General features: G+C 43.2%; 16 protein-coding genes and 1 pseudogene. 3 read left to right on the top strand and 14 right to left on the bottom strand.

Translation table 11 applies throughout. The features are described from left to right. Positions 1-21: 21 nt before the first annotated feature. From WJR50_RS13305 to WJR50_RS13285, 5 genes and pseudogenes are all read right to left on the bottom strand, one after another. Positions 22-2,243: pseudogene (locus tag WJR50_RS13305) on the bottom strand (DUF5682 family protein). Continuing rightward, positions 2,244-3,323, bottom strand: coding sequence for an ATP-binding protein (locus tag WJR50_RS13300; protein ID WP_341293775.1), 1,080 nt, complete (start codon positions 3,321-3,323; stop codon positions 2,244-2,246). Between the two features lie 21 nt (positions 3,324-3,344). Continuing rightward, on the bottom strand, positions 3,345-4,853 hold the full coding sequence (locus WJR50_RS13295; protein ID WP_341293774.1) for a DUF5691 domain-containing protein: 1,509 nt from the start codon (positions 4,851-4,853) through the stop codon (positions 3,345-3,347). Continuing rightward, on the bottom strand, positions 4,850-6,160 hold the full coding sequence (locus tag WJR50_RS13290; protein ID WP_341293773.1) for an SWIM zinc finger family protein: 1,311 nt from the start codon (positions 6,158-6,160) through the stop codon (positions 4,850-4,852). Before WJR50_RS13290 ends, WJR50_RS13295 begins: the two co-directional genes overlap by 4 nt. Positions 6,161-6,308: 148 nt before the next feature. Beyond that, a complete protein-coding gene (locus WJR50_RS13285; protein WP_341293772.1) occupies positions 6,309-7,955 on the bottom strand; it encodes a DEAD/DEAH box helicase in 1,647 nt (548 codons plus the stop codon). A 210-nt stretch (positions 7,956-8,165) separates the two neighbouring features. On the opposite strand from WJR50_RS13285, the gene WJR50_RS13280 reads away from it, so the two are divergent. Together WJR50_RS13280 and WJR50_RS13275 are read left to right on the top strand one after the other, a co-directional pair. Beyond that, on the top strand, positions 8,166-9,440 hold the full coding sequence (locus WJR50_RS13280; protein WP_341293771.1) for an ATP-grasp domain-containing protein: 1,275 nt from the start codon (positions 8,166-8,168) through the stop codon (positions 9,438-9,440). Positions 9,441-9,447: 7 nt separating this feature from the next. Further along, complete coding sequence (locus WJR50_RS13275; RefSeq protein WP_341293770.1) at positions 9,448-11,481, top strand: CocE/NonD family hydrolase; 2,034 nt, start codon at positions 9,448-9,450, stop codon at positions 11,479-11,481. A gap of 94 nt (positions 11,482-11,575) precedes the next feature. Here WJR50_RS13275 and dnaN read toward each other — a convergent pair whose 3' ends face one another. From dnaN to WJR50_RS13230, 9 genes are all read right to left on the bottom strand, one after another. Next, entirely contained in the window at positions 11,576-12,700 is a 1,125-nt protein-coding gene (gene dnaN / locus WJR50_RS13270; protein WP_341293769.1) for a DNA polymerase III subunit beta, read from the bottom strand. 194 nt (positions 12,701-12,894) lie between these two features. Beyond that, the gene (tsf, locus tag WJR50_RS13265; protein WP_341293768.1) at positions 12,895-13,725 is read right to left on the bottom strand and encodes a translation elongation factor Ts; all 831 of its coding nucleotides are present in this window, start codon (positions 13,723-13,725) and stop codon (positions 12,895-12,897) included. 113 nt (positions 13,726-13,838) lie between these two features. Continuing rightward, entirely contained in the window at positions 13,839-14,627 is a 789-nt protein-coding gene (gene rpsB / locus WJR50_RS13260) for a 30S ribosomal protein S2 (RefSeq protein WP_341293767.1), read from the bottom strand. A gap of 84 nt (positions 14,628-14,711) precedes the next feature. Further along, positions 14,712-15,098 carry a 30S ribosomal protein S9 gene (gene rpsI, locus WJR50_RS13255; protein WP_341293766.1) on the bottom strand — a complete coding sequence of 129 codons (387 nt, stop codon included), beginning with the start codon at positions 15,096-15,098 and terminating at the stop codon, positions 14,712-14,714. Between the two features lie 15 nt (positions 15,099-15,113). Beyond that, entirely contained in the window at positions 15,114-15,566 is a 453-nt protein-coding gene (gene rplM, locus WJR50_RS13250; protein WP_341293765.1) for a 50S ribosomal protein L13, read from the bottom strand. A 115-nt stretch (positions 15,567-15,681) separates the two neighbouring features. Further along, the gene (locus tag WJR50_RS13245) at positions 15,682-16,437 is read right to left on the bottom strand and encodes an RluA family pseudouridine synthase (RefSeq protein WP_341293764.1); all 756 of its coding nucleotides are present in this window, start codon (positions 16,435-16,437) and stop codon (positions 15,682-15,684) included. Between the two features lie 68 nt (positions 16,438-16,505). Next, positions 16,506-17,585 (bottom strand): sensor histidine kinase, encoded by a 1,080-nt coding sequence (locus tag WJR50_RS13240; RefSeq protein WP_341293763.1) that lies wholly within the window; start codon positions 17,583-17,585, stop codon positions 16,506-16,508. 18 nt (positions 17,586-17,603) lie between these two features. After that, positions 17,604-18,293, bottom strand: coding sequence for a response regulator transcription factor (locus WJR50_RS13235; protein WP_341293762.1), 690 nt, complete (start codon positions 18,291-18,293; stop codon positions 17,604-17,606). Between the two features lie 189 nt (positions 18,294-18,482). Beyond that, entirely contained in the window at positions 18,483-18,830 is a 348-nt protein-coding gene (locus WJR50_RS13230) for a GtrA family protein (protein ID WP_341293805.1), read from the bottom strand. A 297-nt stretch (positions 18,831-19,127) separates the two neighbouring features. Here WJR50_RS13230 and WJR50_RS13225 point away from each other — a divergent pair, with 297 nt between their 5' ends. Then, positions 19,128-21,785 carry a valine--tRNA ligase gene (locus WJR50_RS13225; protein ID WP_341293761.1) on the top strand — a complete coding sequence of 886 codons (2,658 nt, stop codon included), beginning with the start codon at positions 19,128-19,130 and terminating at the stop codon, positions 21,783-21,785. Positions 21,786-22,026 lie beyond the last annotated feature (241 nt).

Raw genomic sequence — 22,026 nt, 5'->3', positions numbered from 1 at the left:
GTTTGATTTCATTAGCTGATGTTATTTCAATCCTAGCAGTTGTGCTACGGCTTGCATCGCCTGCTTTCCCCTCTGTTCATCTATGGCAATAACCTGCTCTACTTTAGCACTACTTCCTGCTGATCCGTGATGCTTGGCTTTCTCTCCCAGTTTTCTTCGCTCTATGGTAGAGAAAGTAGAGAAGTTTCTTCGCAACAGCGGCAGCAGTTCAATAAAAACTTCATCTTCCAAAGTGGATACCCAGTTATTGAGGATATTCCAAAGCCCTTCGTCCAGCAACAGAATGGTTCCGCTACCTTTGAGAAAGCCTTCCAGCCAGGCCGCCGTGAACCGGGGCTCCTGGGCTACCGAAAGCGCCATGCTGAATTTTCTTGCCACCTCATCTTCACTGTAATATTGTGCATCGTGCAGCAAGCGACAGGCTTTACCGGCAATGAGTGCATTGGTCTGGCTGCCTTCTGCAAGTTGGATCAGCGTCTGCTGCCAGTCTTTTTGTATTTCCTCTAACTGAAGGAGTTGAATGCTTTCATGTACGGCTGTCAGCTGACTGTACATCTCTTCTGCAGCCTCATCGTCCAGAGAAGAACAGGCGTTGGGTAAGCTGATACATATTCTGCTGACCATACTTTCTACAATTTGGCTCAACAATGACAGGTCTGATTGGCGCACGTTGCCATAACGGCTTACCTGTGCCAGGGGCGTAGTAGCTTTCATCAGCTCCAGCACATCTCCTGACACAGCCGCAGCCTCGTTGATGCTGTCCATCAGTTGGAGAATCACTTCAGGAAGTTCTGCGGGAATGGCTTCTTCCAGCAAAGCAGATAGTTCTGAAAGGGTGGTAGCTTTCTTCATCCGGTCTACCAGATAAGCGGAAGCGGCCAGTTCTACTGTATTGCCCCATACGCCCATCTCAATCAACCGTATCATCATCTCGGGAAACCAGCGAAGGCGCCACTGTTCTTTGAAGGTACCTTTGCCTGACACATATTCCTGCCTCCCCCACTCAATGTTTAGAAGACGCAAACGATGCAGTAGCATACTGCGCTCCAGGTCATTGGGTTTACGTAGATCAAGCACGTATACTTTGTCTTCGTCCTGAGCGGGGAGACGCAAGCTCTTTTGCTGTTTCTGAAAATCATGTTGCAGAGGAACGGCAGGCGATTCAGCAGGCACCTGTCCTATTCTGTTACTTACGATCAGCTCTTTCTGAATCAAAGCCAGCAGCTTTTCATCGCCAAAGCAGAGTACAGACACAGTGGCTTCATTGAGTTCCTGCAGGCCCGGATGAGGCAAATTACGAAGACTCGCCATCATCTCACTTAACCTTACGGCTTCAATCACGTGGGATACGGAGATGTCCAAACCTTCTTTGCGAAATACACGGGCCACTTTACTCAGCCAGCTTTCAGTGATGTCCTGCTGCTTTTTCCATAAATGATGGTACCATCCCGGAGAAGCCACTCCTGCACCATAACCACTGGCAAAGTCAGGCGGCTGTAGGTCCAGGGAATCCAGGTACAGTCTACTTTTACTTTGGCCAATCCTTTCAGCAAAAGTTTGTCTTCTCTCTGGGCAGTGGATTGCTGAAGGGCAGGAACATGCCATGCCCCACAGATGACCGCTATATTTTGAAAGCCCTCTTTCTCAGCCTCACGGATAGCCAGTCGCATATAGGCTTCGCGATACAGATCATTTTTACGGGTTTCCGGAAAAGCTTCGCGTAAAGCAGTGATTGCTTCGTTGACCGCGTCAAAACTATCACCAGCCTCCATCCTTCTTTCAAAGGTAGTCTCCCACCAGATTTCTGTATCCGAATAGCCCGCAGCTTCTGCCAGATAAGCGATAGGATGCTCGGCCACAACAGATTCTTCCTGAGCCGGTTCGGGCTGAATAGGTAGTTCATTCTCTTCTTCTGTTTTATCGGAGAATGTCAGTTTGTGAACCATCGGAAGATCTATAAACCTGAAAGGCAAGCCCTGTTGCTGTGCAAAGAGAATGGCCTGCCACTCCGGGGAATATTCCGCAAAAGGATGAAAAACTGCATGCTGAGGATTATCCTGCACATAGGTGAGCAGCGCTACCGGAGGTTTCATGGCAGGATCAGTAGCCAGCTTTAAAAGTGATTCGGCTTCAGGAGGGCCTTCTACCAGCAAAATATCCGGCTGATGGGTCACCAGAAAATCCCTGAGGCTACGTGCTGAGCCCGGTCCGTGGTGTCGTATGCCTAAATATGAAATGCTCATTTAAATCTGGTCTCGACAGGCACGATAGATATCTTTCCAACCCTCCCGGCCTTTCACTACGGTTTCCAAGTATTCCTTCCAGACCACCGCATCCTGCACCGGATCTTTGACTATTGCGCCAATGAGACTGGAAGCCACATCTTCCGCATTCAAACTCCCATCCCCAAAATAAGCTGATAAGGCTACACCACTATTGACCACAGAAATGGCTTCAGCTGTACTCATGGTGCCGGAGGGAGATTTGATTTTGGTTTTCCCATCCATGGTGATGCCTGCCCGGAGTTCTCTGAAGATGGTCACAATTCTGCGAATTTCTTCCAATGCCGGTGGCTCGGCAGGCAGTTCCAGCACTTTGCCCAGACTTTCTACCCGCTGTTTGACGATGGCTACTTCCTCATCCATACTAGCCGGTACCGGCAGGATTACCGTATTGAAACGACGTTTCAGAGCACTGGAAAGGTCATTTACCCCTTTGTCGCGGTTATTGGCGGTTGCAATTAGGTTAAAGCCTCTTTGTGCCTGGATCTCTTTGCCCAGTTCAGGAACGGGCAATGTTTTTTCTGACAAAATGGTAATCAATGTATCCTGCACATCTGCTGAGATTCGCGTTAGCTCCTCTACCCTGGCAATTTTTCCGGTCTGCATGGCCTTCATCAGCGGAGTAGGCACCACGGCAGCGTCAGAAGGACCTTCTGCCAAAAGCTTGGCATAATTCCAACCGTAGCGTATCGCTTCTTCCCCTGTTCCTGCCGTACCCTGGATCATCAGCGTAGAATTGCCACTGATGGCTGCTGCCAGATGCTCGGCTACCCACGACTTGGCGGTACCCGGCAAACCGTACAACAATAGCGCTCTATCTGTGGTGAGGGTAGCCACTGCGATCTCCATCAGCCGGCGTTCGCCTATGTATTTAGGCATAACCTGAAAACCATTTTTCAGTTTGCCTCCTATCAGATAGGTGACTACCGCCCAGGGAGACATATCCCAGTTGGGTGGCGCCTGCTGCTGATCCTGTTTTTTTATTTCTTCCAGTTCTTCGGCAAACTGTTGTTCGGCATGTTCTCTGAGTAATGTTGTCATATAAATTTGATCAATAGGGAGTTAAATTTTAAAAGCATTGTGGATAGAAGTACGCAGTTCCAGCGTACCGAAAAGTAATTCAATGGCTTCACGCCAGCTGGCTTTCCGTACCTGATCGGGGGGAAGAAAGCTGTTTTTTTCTTTCAGAATCTCGGGATGCAGGTACTTATGTAAAGCAGCCATTTTATCCCTTTCATAAGGATTGATACCACTTTCCATGTACTGACGATATAGCTGCTGTAAAGCTTTTCGGCTAAAGTCGGCTGTCCATGAAAAATCGCACAGCCGCAGATATTCCAGCAGGGATAAACCTGACCAGGAGGCAGGAAAATACCGTATCTTCTCCTGTTCGGTTAACACTCTGATGATTTCCTGAGACAGATACTGTTTGTCTTTGGGTAGGGTAATTTTGTTTTTTTGTAGATGCTCTGCAAATATGTTTGCCCAATGGGTATTCCTGTGCAAAACACTAGCTTCCATAAGGACAGGAATGAACTTGGTCAGCTTTTCTTCTTTCTGAAATGCCTGTAGGAGGGCTGAAGCTTCCATTTGAAAATGATTTTCCCAGTGGGCAGGATTAATCACCTCAATCAGCTCATAGGTATAATATTCTTCGTTGCTAAAATTTTTATCCAGGCTTTCCAGATTCACTCCGTATTCAGCCAGCTGACGATCCATAGATGTAGGTCTAAATGCTATAGCAGGACCTTTGAACCCAAAAAGTGATTTACTCTTTTTCACTTCCAGCATGGCCGAAGCCGCATGGAAAATCTTTTGAACGATGAAGGAGTCTTTCTGAAGCAGCAGCAAATTGAGTGCGGTGGATTTCACCTTTTTGCTTTTATCCAGCAGTGTTTCTTCCAAAAATGGTAAGTCATTGGCATTTAAGTTAATTTCCAGTAAAGTCAGAAACTCTGCCCGAAGGTCGGCACTTTCGCTTTTCCAGCTGGATTGTAAAAGGGATAATGCGGCCTGAGGATCTTTTTCCCTTAGGTTTTGAAGCAGGTATTTTCTTTCTTCTGTTTTGCCCTCCTCCCAGATTTGTTTATCGGTAGACAGTATATACGCCCAAGCGGGATTCATCTGAGCCAGCCACTTTCCTCGCTCACCCATCACCGCTTGTACAGATTGTCTTAGAGATAATTGATTTTTTCCCAGATTCAGGAGGCTGGGTAAGTGCTGAGGATATACAATATGCTGGCTTGCCATACAGGCTTCTAACCAATGCTGTACGAGGTCTGTAGATTTATCCTGTAATATGCGTTGCAAGAGCTGAGAAGCCAGTTTAGAACAGTATGCTCGTTGCTCTTCAGGGGCTGCTTTTATTGGCGTAGAGGAATGAGGAAATGTTTGTCCAGCTTCCTGAAAGCTGAACAGCAGTGCAGCGCTTTGAAGTAAAAAAGATTCAGCATCTTCTTTAGTAAACTTCTGAAGCTGTTCACTCACAGGCTGAGGCCAGTCAATACTATCTGTAGATGCCCTGCTGGTACCCAAAAGAGCTGTTTTAATCAGTTGGTCTAATGCTTTCATGCGTGGTTCAAGACTAAAAATTCATCATCCTGCCAGATCCCCAGGGGCAGCAAACTTCCCTCCTGATACATGCCTGCGATTTGTAAAGGCTTGCCTCCACTGAGCGCCATCAATAACCAGGCATGCTGGAAAGCAATTGATATGGGAAGCATTTTATGCGCTTTATCCAGCAGGAAAAACTGCTCATTCTGCTGGTAAGGAGTCATACCTTCCAGTAAAACAGGAAGCTGGGTTGTCCAGGGAAATGCAGTAAACTGATCGGTGATATGTTGTTCTAAGGCTGTCAATGAAGCTAATGCTCCCGGCCAAGTTTTGGTAGTCTGCGGATGCTGCTCCTTAACCAGCGCTCTCAAAGATTGTCTTCCCGGATAAAATACCAATGTAGCATCATACGTCATCCCTGACATCCAGGCTAAATCCGGCAGTTGCCCAGGTGCATAAAAGTTGATGATGAGTGCATATTTTTTATTTTGCTGGCTGTACAGCCAGGTACGCTGGATTGTCAGCCTATCTTCTATTTCCGTTTCCTGAGCCAGTACAAACCACTGATCGCGCAGACCTTCCTGCTGCTTAAGTTCATCTTTTTGTACAGACCAGCCAATCATGGACCGGATATCTTCCTGTAAATCCTGAGGAAGCTGTTCCAGGTTTTTAAATCCTTGTATCAGCAGGTAAATTTTAGATAAGCGTTTGAGCAATGTTTCCTGCCAATCGTGACCATAATAGTTGATCTGATCCAACGCCCTGAGCATATTGGCTATACCGGCCGCCTGTGCATCTACCATGCGTGCAGCGGGGGCTTGCCAGAAAGTATCAGCTTTTTCAGGAACATTTGCTAATCCCTGTCTGATAAGGTCCTGTAGCCAAAGCGAAACTTCTTCCAGGCCGGCGTGGACTTTTTCCAGGCGAGCTTCTGCACGTTTCGCCTGTGCTTTCTCGTCAACAGGTTTATCTTTCTTTTCTTTTTTCTGCTCTTCTTTTTGTTCGCGTTTGCTCAACCATTGTTCTACCCAATCGGGAGCCTCTTTGGATTGAAATTTTTCGGAAGAACGGGCATGGACAAGTGCCAGTCCCAAGCCATGTTTGCAGGGAAATTTCCGACTGGGACAGGAGCATTTGAAAGCAATCTGAGTAGTGTCAATAACTGCCTGATAGGGATTTTTTCCACTCCCTTTGATTTCGCCCCAGATTGCCTTTTCATTGTAATGCAGTGACAACCACTTTTCGACTTTCGCCTGGGCTTTACCTGCAGTGACAGAGGCCTGATCCGGAGCCATGGCCAATACCTGATCTTCGGTCCAATTCATACCTCTAAAATAGGGTGGACAACAAAAGTAAGGCGGCTAATAAATCTCTTTTTCTTATGTTGTAAGTGAGATGCTATTTAAACATAAAAAAGCCTGTCACCATTTGATAAAAACGAAGACAGGCTTGCAAAGTAAGAGTAACAAAATCTTAGACCTTATCTTTGGCGATCTCTACGCCTATTCCTTTTCCTTTGTGCGTTGCATGCTGTAGCGCATCCAGCACATCTTTTTCGTAGCTGCGGTCTACCTCAAAAAAAGAGAAATTATTCAAAATTTCTATCTGACCAATTTTTACATCATCGTCAGGCATATGTTTATTGACCATACCGATGATAACTTTGGGAGACATCTTATCTTTCTTACCCATGTTCATAAAGAAGCGGGAAAAAGTAGACCCATTGGTCTTAGCACCTTTTTTAGGCTTACGATCACGCTTTTCTTTGCGGTCTTTTTTTCCTTTTTCTGCGGAGAATGAAGCATTCAGGTCAGGAGAATTTTTATAATGCTCAAGCATCTGGTTGAATTCCATAGAAACGAAGTGCTTGATCAGATCATCTTTATCCAGCCAGGAAAGCTTGCTGATGATGGCAGGGAGAAACTGCTCTATCTCAGGGTTTACATCCACTTTCTCTACTTTATCAATAAGTGTAAAGAGCTGCTTTTCGCAAATATCTTTACCACTAGGTACTGCCTTCTGCTCAAATTTCTTATTGACCGTTCTCTCTATCTGTTTAAGCTTACCTTTATCTCTGCCATGTACCAATGTCAAGCAGATACCACTTCTGCCTGCTCTACCCGTACGACCACTACGGTGTACGTACACTTCCGGATCGTCAGGAAGGCTATGGTTGATCACATGTGTCAGATCATTAACATCCAGACCGCGAGCAGCTACATCAGTAGCAATAAGGAGCTGTAAGTTCTTCATGCGGAAGCGGTTCATTACTACATCACGCTGCGCCTGAGAGAGGTCGCCATGTAGAGCATCGGCATTATAACCGTCTTTCATCAGGTGGTCTGCAATCTCACGCGTATCATTACGAGTACGACAAAATACTATGCCATACATATTTGGATTGATATCCACAATACGCTTCAGCACCTCATAACGGTCTTTGGCATGTACTGGAATAAACTGATGCTGTACATTATCTGCACCGGCATTACGCTTGCCCACGCTAATTTCTTCCGGCTGATGCATATACTTTTCAGCAATTGCCATCATTTCTCTAGGCATGGTTGCTGAAAACAATAATGTCTGCTTATCCTGAGGCGTATTGCCTAAAATAGCATCCAATTCATCTTTGAAACCCATAGACAACATCTCATCGGCCTCATCCAGAACCAGGCGATTGATATTTTCTACCTTAAGCTTTTTACGCTTGATCAAGTCCAGCACACGTCCTGGTGTTCCTACCACAATCTGTGCACCGTCCTTTAGTTGTTTCATTTGCTTGGCGATGTCTACACCTCCATATACCGGCACCACATTGAGCCGCTTTAGGTATTTGGAGAAAGTAGCCAGGTCATTAGAAATCTGCAAGCACAGCTCGCGTGTGGGAGATAGTATCAGAGCCTGGGTTTGATCGCTATGCTCATCAATCAGTTGGATAATCGGTAGGCCAAATGCGGCAGTTTTACCGGTACCAGTCTGTGCAAAAGCAATCAGATCATTTTCAGAATTTAATACGAATGGAATGGCTTGTTCCTGTATGGGGGTGGGTTGTTCAAATTTTAATTCACTGAGTGATTGTAAAATTTCTTCGCGCAAACCCAGCGCTTCAAATCTTGTCATCAAAAGATAGTATGAGTGTGAACAGGCGCAAAAGTAGGCAAAAGAATCCGTCTTTTACGCACCACTGCACCTAAATATATCTCGTAGAAACGTAATACACTAGCATGCAGTTCCTGTAAGCTCTTTTATTTCCTAAAAACTATTGTCAATGAAGTCTGTTGGGATTATTGTATAGCAAAACATTTTTTCAACTTTCCAGAGCTACTTTTTATGCAGCAAAAGAATATACTGATCATTGGTTATAATGAATTCAACTTAGAGGAACTTAATACTATTGAAAATGCTGAGATCTACCATTTTATCCCTCTGTTTAAGTCTGGTATCCAGAAAAGTGAGGATATTCAGATAGAGAAATTAGTCAATGAGGCCCGGGAGGAATTAGAAAAAGATGATACCCCTATTGACGCTATCATCAGCTTTTTTGATTTTCCTTTCACTCTCATTGCCTTTTTACTCTGCGAAGAATATGGCTTAAAAGGACCAACACTTGTTCAGGGGCTTAAATGCGAACATAAATACTGGAGCAGGCAGGAGCAACAGAAAGCTATTCCTGAAAATATTCCAGCTTTTGATGCAGTCAATCCTTTTGAACCTACTCCATTTGAAGAACTTAATGTACACGCTCCTTTCTGGATCAAACCTGTTAAAGCCTTTAGTTCGCAGCTAGGCTTTAAAATTGAGGGTGAGTCTGATTACGAAAACTGTATGCCTACTTTCAGAGAAGAAATCGGAAGGCTGGCAGAACCTTTCAACTATTTTCTGGAAAGGGCGGGCCTACCTGAAGATATTCGCCAAGTGGATGGTAATTATTGCCTGGCAGAAGGACTTATTGGCGGACATCAATGCACTATATCCGGCTATGTATACGATCATGAAGTGTATAACTATGGCCTGATTGACTCGGTGAGATATCCTGATTCTCCTTCATTCTTTTATTACCTGCTACCAAGCACGCTCCCCGCACAGGTGCAAAAGAGAATGGTAGAGATTACAAGAAAGGTGATGCAACAGATAGGCTTTAATAATTCAGCCTTCAACATAGAATATTTTTATGATGAAGAAGATGACCAAATCTATCTGCTGGAGATTAATCCCCGCATGTCGCAGTCGCATAGTGATATGTATGGTAAGACCAGAGGACATTCTAACCATCAGGTGCTGGTCAAACTGGCATTGGGCAAAAAGCCACACTTTAAAGAACTGGAAGGTAAATATGCATATGCTGCCAAGTTTCAGTACAGGGTTTTTGAAGATGGAGTAGTTGAAAGTATTCCTGACAAAAAGAAAATCAGACAAATAGAGGAGCAGTACGATGATACGATCATCAAAATAGATGTACAGGAAGGCCAACGCTTATCAGAACTTCCTCTTCAGGATAGCTTTAGCTATGCTTTGGGTGCGGTGATGACCGGTGCTCAGACGAAAAAAGCACTACTTGAAAAGTATCATCATATCATAGAAACAATTGACATCAAAATAAAATAATCAGATTATGCAGGAAGTGAATGAATTCCCTTATGCATTTGAAGAAATAGAAAATACCTGGATTCCCATGCCCGACGGCACCCGTTTAGCCGCCCGTATGTGGATACCCGAAAAAGCTCATGAGCAGCCAGTACCCGCTATTTTTGAGTACATACCTTACCGAAAAAGAGATTTTAAGAGAATCAGAGACGAGATCAACCACCAGTACTTTGCAGGTTGTGGATATGCCTGTATCCGCGTAGACATTCGCGGCAGCGGAGATTCTGAAGGAGTACTTACCGATGAGTACCTGGAGGAGGAATTGTCGGATGGAGAAAATATTATTCAATGGCTAAGTGAGCAAAGCTGGTGCAATGGCAATGTAGGGATGATCGGCATCTCCTGGGGTGGTTTTAACGGATTACAGATTGCAGCGCGCCAACCTGAAGCGCTCAAAGCTATCATCACTGTCTGTTCTACCGACGACCGCTACAAAGATGATGTGCACTACATGGGAGGGTGTATGTTGGGGGATAATCTCTCCTGGGCATCAGTCATGTTTGCCAAAAACAGCCTTCCTCCTGACCCGGAAATTGTAGGTGACCGATGGAAAGCAATGTGGATGCAGCGGCTGGAAGGAAGTGGGCTATGGCTGGAGCAATGGCTTCGCCATCAGACAAGGGACGAATACTGGAAGCATGGCTCAATCTGTGAAGATTATAGCGATATAAAAATCCCCGTACTGGCGGCCAGTGGTTGGGCAGATGGTTATACCAATGCCGTCTTTCGTCTTATGCAAAACTTAAAGGTACCTCGCATGGGTTTAGTAGGTCCCTGGAGTCATAAGTATCCCAATATGGGTGTACCCGGCCCAGCGATTGGTTTTTTACAGGAAAGCATCCGCTGGTGGGATCAGTGGCTGAAAGGCGATGAAACGGGGATCATGGACGAACCTATGCTTAGGGTATGGATGCAGGAAAGCATGCCGCCCAGTACGCAATATAAAAACCGACCCGGATATTGGGTCGGAATGAATGAGTGGCCCTCTCCTATCATTGAAAACAAAAATTTTACCTTAAGCCAAGACCATCTTTTGCTGGAGCAGCATGAAGAAAAAGAAGAGCAGCCAGTTTCAGCTCCCATGAGCATCAGGTCTCCTTTGCGATTGGGGCTTTTCGCGGGTAAATGGTGTTCTTACAATGCACCACCGGATTTGCCCAGCGACCAAAGGGAAGAAGATGGAGGAGCTTTGGTATTTCAGAGCGAAGTATTTTCTCAGGATTTTGAAGTATTGGGAGCCACATCTCTTAATCTTAGCTTAGAAGCTGATGTGCCGGTTGCTTATGTGGCAGTGCGCCTCTCTGATGTAGCGCCTGACGGCAAAGCCACCCGGGTAACCTATGGTCTTAAGAACCTGGCACATCGCCATAGTCATGAAAATCCGGAACTCCTGGAGCCGGGAGAAAAGTATAATGTTAGTTTACAGTTGAACGAATGTGCTCATGTGTTTCCCAAGGGCCATCGTTTTCGTATTTCCATTTCCACTTCCTACTGGCCATTAGCCTGGACTCCTCCTGAAATCACCACTGTCAAGCTGCATGCTGAGGAAAGCCGTATTCAATTACCGGTAAAAATGAAAAGTGGCATTACTGAGCTTAAATTCCCTGAACCTCAAGGGGCTAAGCCTTCCTCAACTGTAAAATTGCTCCGCAATGGTGATGAAAAATGGCAGATTATCAGGGATTTAGTAGATGATAAGTCTACGCTCTGGGTCCTTAAAGACAATGGTACGCAAAGGATAGAAGAAATTGATCTGGATATGTCAGATTTTAGTGAAGAGAAGTACAGTATTGTCAATGATGATTTATCTACCGTACGTGGGGAAACACGTAGTCAAACCCTGTTAGAAAGGAAAGAATGGAAAGTTCGTACTAAGACTCATACCATACTCACTTCTGACAAAGATCACTTTTACATTCAGGCTACTTTAGATGCTTATGAAGGTGAGGATCGGGTATTTTCTAAGAACTGGCATGAAAAGATACCTAGAAAATTTCTTTAAAAGAGTCTCAGTAAATATTGTTAGAACTCCTAAGATGCAAATGAAAAAGGCTATCCGAAGATAGCCTTTTATGTAGGTTATGTAGTGTAAAATCTTAGGCGTAGTTGTTAAGCATCACCGGCATTACCAGCATCAGTATATCTTCGTCCGCCTCTGCATCCTTAGGAACAATCAGCCCGGCACGATTAGGCGCTGAGAGTTTCAGAATTACTTCGTCTGAATCCAGGTTATTCAGCATTTCTATAAGGAAGCGGGCGTTAAAGCCAATCTCAATGTCTTCTCCATCATGTTCACAATTCAATTGTTCGTTCGCCTCATTAGAGAAATCTAGATCTTCTGCTGAAATATGAAGCTCGTTTCCACTAATTTTCAGCCTCACCTGATGCGTGGTTTTATTGGCATAAATTGCAATACGCTTCAATGAGCTTAAGAATTCCAAACGATTGATTACCATTTCGTTTTTATTATCCTTAGGGATTACATTCTCATAATCTGGATAACGCTCATCAATCAGACGGCAGATCAGCTGGATATTGTTAAACTTGAAGAACACATTAGATGCATTGAACTGCACATTGACCGGCACTCTATCCGTAGGCAGCGTTGCTTTCAATAGACTCAGCGCTTTACGCGGAATGATAAGCGAAGTTTTGTTAGGCGAGTGTACATCAGAGCGCAGATAACGGATCAGCCGATGACCATCAGTGGCTACGAAGGTACTATTGTCATCCTTCAAATTAACATATACCCCTGTCATTGCAGGACGTAACTCATCTGTGCTGGTAGCAAAAAGTGTATTGCTCACCGCACTGGAGAGCACATCGGATGGGATTTCAACATCATAGCCATCCTCTACCTTAGCGATACTAGGGAAATCCGTAGCATTCTCTCCCGATAAACGATACTGCCCGTTGGCAGAGTGAATTTCTATATTATATGATGAACCATCAATAGTGAAAGTCACTGGCTGCTCTGGCAGATTTTTTAGCGTATCAATAAGAATACGTGCCGGAACCGCGATACTTCCGCTTTCATCTGCATCAACATCCATTTCAGTAATCATGGAGGTCTGAAGGTCTGAGGCAGTGATGGTCAACTTACCGCTATTCACCTCACATAGAAAGTTTTCCAGTATGGGCACAACCGGATTGGAAGCAATTACTCCGTTGATAGCGGATAGCTGCTTCAGCAAGGCGGAGGAAGAAACGACAAACTTCATAATACAAGAGTACTTAAAATCAACAAATTAACGGTAAGTTCTTAAACTAATATTTTAATGGGTAAATATATAAATTTATATGAGAAGATTGACCTGCCTTTCAAATTAAAACAATTGTCATCTTTTGTGCTTACTTTTTAAGATAAAAAAAGCCCGACAGTATATGCCGGGCTTTAATTTAACGCATTTAATAATTATTCACTTACAGAAACACGCTTAAATGCAGTCACTTTCATGCCTTTATTTACACTATCAAGATACTGGGCTACACTCATGCTAGGATCTTTTACGTAGGCTTGATTCACCAAAGTATTATCCTTGTAAAATTTATTCAGTTTACCCTGCGCAATCTTTTCAATGATATTATCGGGCTTTCCTTCCGCACGAGCCTGCTCACGTCCTATTTCCAGCTCGTGTTCAATAGTAGACTGATCAACACCATTCTGATCAAGTGCAACCGGGTTCATCGCAGCAATCTGCATACCTACATCACGTCCTGCATCTTCTGCCTCACCACCAGTATTCTCCAGAGCAACCAGTACGCCAAGTCGGCTACCCGCGTGGATATAAGACACTACCATTTCACCACTAAGTCTTTCGTAAGCACCTATATCAATTTTCTCACCGATTTTACCAACCAGTTCGGTTAGCTTTTCCTCTACGGTAAGCTCACCAAGCTTTAGCTTTTGAAGTTCTTCTACATTTGCCGGCTTTTCTCTGAATGCTACATCAAGGATAGCGGCTCCAGCCTGCTGAAATTCTTCATTTTTGGCTACGAAGTCAGTCTCACAATTTAGTGAGATCATTACAGCTTCCTTAAGATCATCACTTGATTTGACAAATACAGTCCCTTCATTTGTCTCACGATCAGAGCGAGAAGCTGATATTTTTTGTCCTTTCTTTCTCAGGATCTCTACTGCTTTGTCAAAATCGCCATCTGCTTCAACCAGAGCCTTTTTGCAGTCCATCATTCCGGCTCCTGTCATCTGGCGGAGCTTATTTACATCTTTTGCAGTGATAGCCATAACAGAATTTTTTTCTAGGTTTTATGAATTGTGTTAATTACTGTCTTTCTTATATAAAAAAAGAACATCGAGCTAAGGCCGATGTTCGTATGTATTAGATATTTTGAAGAAGCTTACTCTTTTGAGCCTGAATCTTTTGATTCCAGCTCTTCTTGTTCATCGGCTTTCTTCTTCTCGTTTTCCTCTTCCTTCAGTTTAGCTTCCTCTTTCTGCTGCTTACGTTCTATTAAACCTTCCTCTACAGCTTTACCCATATACTTCACAATGAGTGAAATAGATTTGTAAGCATCATCATTGGCAGGAATAGGATATTGAACTTCATTAGGGTCAGAATTGGTATCTACAATTCCAATTACAGGAATATTCAACTTCTGAGCTTCTTTGATAGCAATATGCTCACGCTTGATGTCCACTACAAATAATGCCGCAGGAAGACGAGTAAGGTCGGCAATACCACCTAATACTTTTTCAAGTTTGTCTCTCTCTCTGGACATCATCAGACGCTCACGCTTTGCCAGGTTCAGATAAGCCTCTTCTTTGGTAAGTTTATCTATAGAAGACATTTTACGCAATGACTTACGTATAGTAGCAAAGTTGGTCATCATACCACCCAACCAACGGTCGGTTACGAAAGGCATTCTAAGACGCTTGGCTTCTTCTGACACCACTTCCTGCGCTTGCTTCTTAGTAGCTACGAACATCACCTTACGACCAGACTTCACAATCTGCTTCATCGCATTAGCAGCATCTTCAAGGCAAACCAATGTTTTGTTAAGGTCTATGATGTGAATCCCATTTCTCTCCATAAATACATAAGGAGCTATTTTAGGATTCCACTTACGGGTAAGGTGTCCAAAGTGAACACCAGCATCTAATAGGTCTTTATATTCTAATTTTTCCATGCGAATGATTTTGTTGAGTTACTCAATTAGGAGCTCGTTAGGGCACAAACTCAAGTAACCACAAAAATAAAGTTTAAATAAAAATTATCGTTTACTGAACTGGAATGCTCTTCTTGCTTTTCTACGTCCGTACTTCTTACGCTCTACCATACGAGGATCACGGGTAAGAAATCCTTCTTTCTTAAGTGGTGGACGATGCTCGTCATCATTGGCTACCAAAGCACGAGAAACTGCCAGACGGATTGCCTCTGCCTGTCCTTTAACTCCTCCTCCACTTACAATAATCTTCAGGTCGTAACTTCCGTCCTGCTCAGTCAGCGTCAAAGGCTGTTTCACGATAGTTTGCAGGATTTCTGAAGGGAAATACTGCTCTACAGGCTTCTTGTTAATTACAATATTACCATTGCCGGGCTGCATGTACAGCCTGGCTACTGAAGTTTTACGTCTACCAATTGTATTAATAACTTCCATAGATGGGGTTCAAGCTTATAAGTGACTTAAATCTAATTTTTGAGGCTGCTGTGCTTCATGAGGATGCTCTGTCCCTTCATAAATATGCAGATTTTTGAAAACTTCTCTTCCCAAGCTATTTTTAGGAAGCATTCCTTTTATGGCCTTCTCTATCACACGAGTGGAAGATTTTTCCATCTCTTCACGAGGGGTAGAGAAACGCTGGCCTCCAGGATATCCAGTATGGCGGATATACTGCTTGTCATCTAACTTTTTACCAGTCAAACGCAGGCTGTCTGCATTAATCACAATCACTTTATCTCCACAGTCTACGTGAGGTGTAAAGCTAGGCTTGTGCTTTCCTCTTAAAATTTTAGCCACTTCACTACACAAACGACCTAGTGGAGCGTCACCGGCGTCAACGATATACCACTTCTTTTCTACAGTTGACTTGTTAGCCGATACCGTTTTATAACTTACAATATCCAATTTTATGTTATTTTTAGGTTTATCAAACCAATACTACTTCGCCTTTTTCTAAAAAGAACACAAAGGTAGCGGGTATTTCCATTAAATGCAACATGCCCTCAAGCTTTTCTATAGATTAGCTCAACTTTTCTAACTGTTTGAGGACTACAGCAAAATCCTTTGGGTAAGAGGCTTCTACAGAAACGTTATCTTTGTTTAATAGTTCAAAACTTATCGCCTGCGCATGCAAAGCTACTCTTTTGATCAGTGGTAACTCTTCGGCATCCTTTTTCAGGTTATAATTTTTTTTCAATTCCGACAAATAAAAAGGCTTACCCCCATACTGCTCGTCTCCACTTATGGGAGCTCCCATTGCCGATAAGTGAACCCTGATCTGATGCATACGCCCGGTCACCGGCTGACACTCCATTAAGGTGTGCTTTCTGTAAGCTTTTAGGGTGTTTGCATAGGTCAACGCCTCTTTTCCATCTCTTTTACTGATTTTTACTACACCCTTACTCGTTGCATGGATAGGTAGGTCAATCTTTAAATCATTGAAGTCGTGGATACCATCACAGACGGCATGGTATATTTTTTTTACCTTACGATGCTCAAACTGCATAGAGGCGGATCGGTAAGCCTCTGGGTTCTTAGCAATCAGCAATGCCCCTGAAGTTTCCTTATCCAGTCGGTGACAAACCTGTGCATCTGGAACATAATCACGAGCCATAGCAATGATACTAATATCATCATGACGATCATCCAGGGTTGATATAAATGCAGGTTTATTGATCAGTACATAATCTTCGTTTTCAAATACAACCAGATCACTAAAACTAACTTTATGTAACTGTTGAATGGCCTGTGCGGCATATGATTGACGTGATTCCATATCCATATGACTAAAAATGTAAGGTGAGGGTTACATAAAAAAGAAGAAACCGGTAGATAACTTAATTTTTAAGCCTGCTCTTCATCCTCAACATCTACGTAATCCTCTACTTTATCTTTATTACCTACCGGAAGCTTAAAGCTAAAAACCGATCCTTTGTCAACTTCGCTTGATACCCTAACTTTAGAATGATGCAGCTCTATGATGTGCTTTACAATGGCGAGTCCTAAGCCAGTACCTCCCTTATTTTTGGAACGGCTCTTTTCTACCCTATAAAAGCGTTCAAAAATCCGGTCAATATCTTCAGGGGGGATACCGCGCCCATAGTCCTTCACAAAAACAATTACGTTTCCTGCTTCGGCCTTGAAGTACACCTCTACTGAGCCTTCCTTTTTAGTATATTTAATAGCATTGCTGATAAGGTTCACCAGCACCTGATAGATGCGCTGATGATCTGCAAACACATAGGTGGCAGTTCTATTTTTGAGGATAAGCTCAATTTTCTTCTTTTCAGCCTCACTTTCAAACTGCTCAAACACCTCTCTTACCATTGCAGAAATATCAAAATGCTCATAATTCATTTTAATATCACCGGTTTCCATTTGCGAGAGAGTGAGCAGATCCTGAACCAGCATATCCAGTCCATCCAGACTTTTGCCTGCCTTCTTCAGAAATTTAAAGCGTACTTTTTTATTTTCAATCGCTCCATCCAAAAGGGTGTGTACAAAGCCCTGCGCAGCAAATATGGGAGTTTTCAACTCATGAGATACATTAGCAACAAACTCTCTTCTAAACTCTTCCATCTTTTTCAGGTCATTGATCTCCTTCTGCTTGTTGGCTGCATATTCAAAGATTTCTTCGTTGATCTGTTTCAGAGGATTCAGCGCACGTTTGCGCTCCCTTTCTCCAACGAACGAAAGATCCTTGCGCTTAAGTTTGTCAAGTACGTTATAGATCTTATTGATTTCTCTGAAGATCAAGAATTCCAGACTGATGTTGATAAGTATATAGGAAGAAGAAAAGGACAAGACAAAAGCTACAATAAGAGCAGTGAAGCTGACGCCTTCCACCAGGGACAAAAAGGCCGTGGTGACAATTGCAATTGAAATTCCCAGTAAAAAAGCAACACCTCTCGCATTGACCAACATATTATTCAATTTTGATCACTATTCTTCTACCCCAAACTTATAGCCTACTCCTTTAACAGTGACAATATACTGGCTACCCACTTTCTCACGGACCTTACGTATATGGACATCTACTGTCCGGGCAAGTACATACACATCTGCCCCCCAAATATTTTGTAATAGGTCATCACGACTATGGACTTTGTCGGGATTCTGGGCAAGGAAGTAGAGTAGCTCAAACTCTTTTTTAGGCAAGCTCACCTGCTCCTCATTGACCGTAACCATATAACTGGTCCTATCAATTGTAAGCCCTCCAATTGTAATTTTATCACTTTTTTGCTTTTTCTTGGCCTCCCTCCTGAACATCGCACTGATACGACTCATAAGTGCGCGAGGTTTGATAGGCTTAGTGATATAGTCGTCTGCTCCGGTATCAAAAGCAGCCACTTCAGAGTATTCTTCCGAGCGTGCTGTCAGGAATACAATATAGGTATTGTATAGATCCTGATTTTCGCGTAATTGTCGGCAGGTTTCCACCCCATCCTGATTGGGCATCATGATATCCAGAAGTATAAGATCTGGCAAAAAATTAGCGGCAATATCTACTGCCTTTCTTCCATTGGTAGCCGTCTTTACCTTATAACCTTCCTTTGCCAGGTTATACTCCAGCAGGTCTAAGATATCGGGTTCATCATCTACCACAAGCACTTTGTGCTGCTTGCTTCCCATAAGATTTTAGATAAAAGTTTAATTATCAACAATTTAGCTTAACTGCTAAAGTCATAATTTGTAGCCAAAAATAAAGACAAAAAACAGGAATAAAAAATAGGAAATTCTTTTGCAAATCAAGGCCTTCAGATTCTCAAAGTCTATGCTAATTTTTGTTAAATACTCTCTGTCATGGCAAATGGCCCAGCCTTAAGACTGGAAAGTATAAGAATAGTTGGCAAAGAAGTTCCAAAGTACCACTACTCCGATAGCAAAAAACTTTGCCATATAGAAGTTTTGTTCTTTTTTACTATGAAGAAAGAGCACAATTAAGTTATTAATTCCCAGTCCAATCGCACCGATGAGCATAAATGTCAAATATTGTTCAACTAAATTGGGATCGGTACTATGAAAAGTCCAGTGTCTGTTCAAAGCATAATTCATACTGGTACCCATGATAAAAGCGGTACTGTTCGCCAGGTATTTTCGCCAATGCATCTTTTCTTTTAGTACCCAGGTAATGAAAAAATCCAGAGACACGCCCAGTACTCCTACGATGCAAAAATGTAGAAACTGAATAAAAAGAGGATGGCCTAAAAAAGAATATATTTTAAATATTTTTATTAAAATTTATTAAATACAAATAAAAAAATACTAATAATTATATTTTTAATTAGTAAGATTTATTTTTTATTCATTAAAAATATGCTTAATGCAAAAAAATAAGTGAAAATAGTGAGCACTTACCGCCTCAATCGGTGAATATGCCTAGTGAAAGGAGACGCAAAAGATTCAGTAAGTTCGGAGCAAGTTTTTATCTTTGCGAAAGCTTAAAATTTTAGACTGAATTATATTATGTCGCTCTCTAGCAAATATAACCCACAAGCCGTAGAAGATAAGTGGTATCAGCAGTGGATGGATAAGAAGTTTTTCCACTCAACCCCAAATCCTGATAAAGAACCTTACACTATTGTTATCCCTCCCCCTAATGTGACGGGAGTGCTTCATATGGGCCATATGCTTAACAATACCATACAGGATGTACTCGTACGCAAAGCCCGTATGGAAGGTAAAGAAGCCTGCTGGGTGCCCGGCACCGACCACGCGTCCATCGCTACCGAGGCCAAAGTGGTAGCCATGCTCAAAGAAAGAGGCATCAAAAAGAGCGACATCAGCCGGGAGGAGTTTCTCAAATATTCCTGGGAGTGGAAAGAAAAGTACGGCGGAATAATTCTGGAGCAATTGAAAAAACTGGGTGCTTCCTGCGACTGGGACCGTACACGATTCACTATGGAAGATCATATGTCGGAGTCAGTAATTAAAGTCTTTGTTGATTTCTACAACAAAGGCTATATCTACCGTGGCTACCGTATGATCAACTGGGACCCACAGGGAAAAACAGCTCTGGCTGACGATGAGGTAATCCATAAGGATGTTAACTCCAAGCTTTATTATGTAAAATACCAGATTGAGGGTGAAGACAAATTTGTTACTATCGCCACTACTCGTCCCGAAACCATCCTGGGAGATACCGCGGTCTGCATCAATCCCGAAGATGAGCGTTTTCGTCATCTGAAAGGGAAAAGAGTCATTGTTCCCCTGGTAAATCGTTCCGTTCCGGTAATTGAAGATGAATATGTGAGCATGGAATTCGGTACTGGCTGCCTGAAAGTGACACCCGCCCACGATCCCAACGACTACGAACTGGGCATCAAGCACAAGTTGGAGACGCTGGATGTGATGAATGATGACGGTACCATGAGCGAAGCAGCACAGTTTTTTGTAGGTGAAGACCGCTTTATCGTCAGGAAAAAGATTGCCAAAGAAATTGAGAAACTGGGTCAGCTAGAGAAAGTAGAAGATTACAAAAATAGCGTGGGCTTCTCCGAAAGAACCGACGCAGTAGTAGAGCCTCGTCTTTCTGAGCAGTGGTTTGTGGCGATGAAAGAACTCACCAAACCTGCGCTGGAGCATGTATTGAATGACGATGTACAGCTACATCCGCCCAAATTCAAAAACATGTACCGCTCCTGGATGGAAAATGTACGCGACTGGTGTATCTCCCGTCAGCTGTGGTGGGGACAGCGTATCCCTGCTTATTATCTTCCTGATGGAGAATTTGTGGTGGCTGAAACTCCCGAAGAAGCCCTGAAACTGGCGCAGAAAAAAAGTGGCAATGCTTCCCTGAGTCTGGATGATTTACGTCAGGATGAGGATGTGCTGGATACCTGGTTTTCTTCCGGCCTCTGGCCTATCACCGTTTTTGATGGTATCCGTAATCCTGACAATGAGGATATTAATTATTATTATCCTACCAATGATCTGGTGACTGCTCCCGAGATTCTTTTCTTCTGGGTAGCCCGCATGATCATTTATGGCTACGAATATCGTCAGGAGAAACCTTTCCGCAATGTATACCTGACCGGAATTGTAAGGGATAGCCTCAGACGTAAAATGTCTAAGTCGCTGGGCAACTCCCCTGATCCGCTGGAACTCATTAAAGATTATGGCGCGGATGGCGTTCGTACCGGTATGTTGTTCAGTTCACCAGCTGGTAATGACCTACTGTTTGACATCAAACTTTGTGAACAGGGTCGTAATTTTGCCAACAAAATCTGGAATGCCTTCCGCCTGGTAAAAGGCTGGGAAGTAGAGGGTGAACAACCCAATGAACAAAATAAAACTGCTATTGCCTGGTTTGAGGCAAAATACAATCAGGCACTGATAGAACTGGAAGATCATTTTTCCAAATTCCGTATTTCCGATGCGCTGCAGGTAGTGTATAAACTGATGTGGGATGACTTCTGCTCCTGGTACCTGGAAATGATCAAACCGGAGGACAAGAAGATTGATCAGATGACCTACGATGCTACCATTCGTTTCTTTGAAAATATGGTCAGAATACTGCATCCCTTCATGCCATTCCTCACCGAAGAAATCTGGCATGAGATCAAAGAGCGAGATGAAAATGACTACCTGATCGTAGCCTCATGGCCTCAGCCCAATACTTCCGAAGATCGCCTTAGCGCCGACCAGACTTTAGTTAGCCATGGACAGGTGGCTATTGACATCATCAGTAATCTTCGTAACGTAAGAAGCAGCCGTGGCATTGCTAACAAACAGCCTCTAGAGTTCAGTGTGCGTACTGATTCTAAGCAAACCTTTGATCAGTTTGGCAGCATTATCCAGAAATTGGCAAATATAGAAAGCATTCAGTTTACCGATGATAAAATAGAAGGAGCTGCCAGCTTTATGGTCAATACGCCCCAGGGAAAGCCTAATGAATGCTTTGTACCTTTAGGCGACGCGGTAGATACGGAACAAGAAAAAGAAAGGCTGGAAAAAGAACTGGAATACAACCAGGGCTTTCTGGCATCGGTCAACAAAAAGTTGGGCAACGAACGTTTTGTGCAGAATGCTCCGGAAAATGTAGTGGCGATGGAACGCAAAAAGCAGGCTGACGCCGAAGCTAAGATCAAAGCGATTGAAGAGCAACTGACCGCCTTATCCTAAATCAAGGCTAAACCGTCATTTTACTACCAAGGCTATCCAATTAATGGGTAGCCTTTTCAATTAGTTAAGTCACTCCTTCTTATCTTAAAATTATTCCTCAAAACCTTCAAAAACATTCTTTCATAAATCATCGTTTTAAGCAATTATCATAGCTATGATCTAGCGCTTATAGTTTTATTATTGTCAATTTTTTGCAGGTCATAGCCAGATGCCACTTAAAAGTTAATGCCTTTAGGCATAG

Origin of the sequence: Catalinimonas locisalis, from assembly GCF_038039535.1 — a bacterium.
In the GTDB taxonomy this organism is placed as follows: domain Bacteria; phylum Bacteroidota; class Bacteroidia; order Cytophagales; family Cyclobacteriaceae; genus Catalinimonas.
The sequence above is the reverse complement of the archived record's forward strand: the minus strand, read 5'-3'. Positions and strand labels throughout refer to the sequence as shown.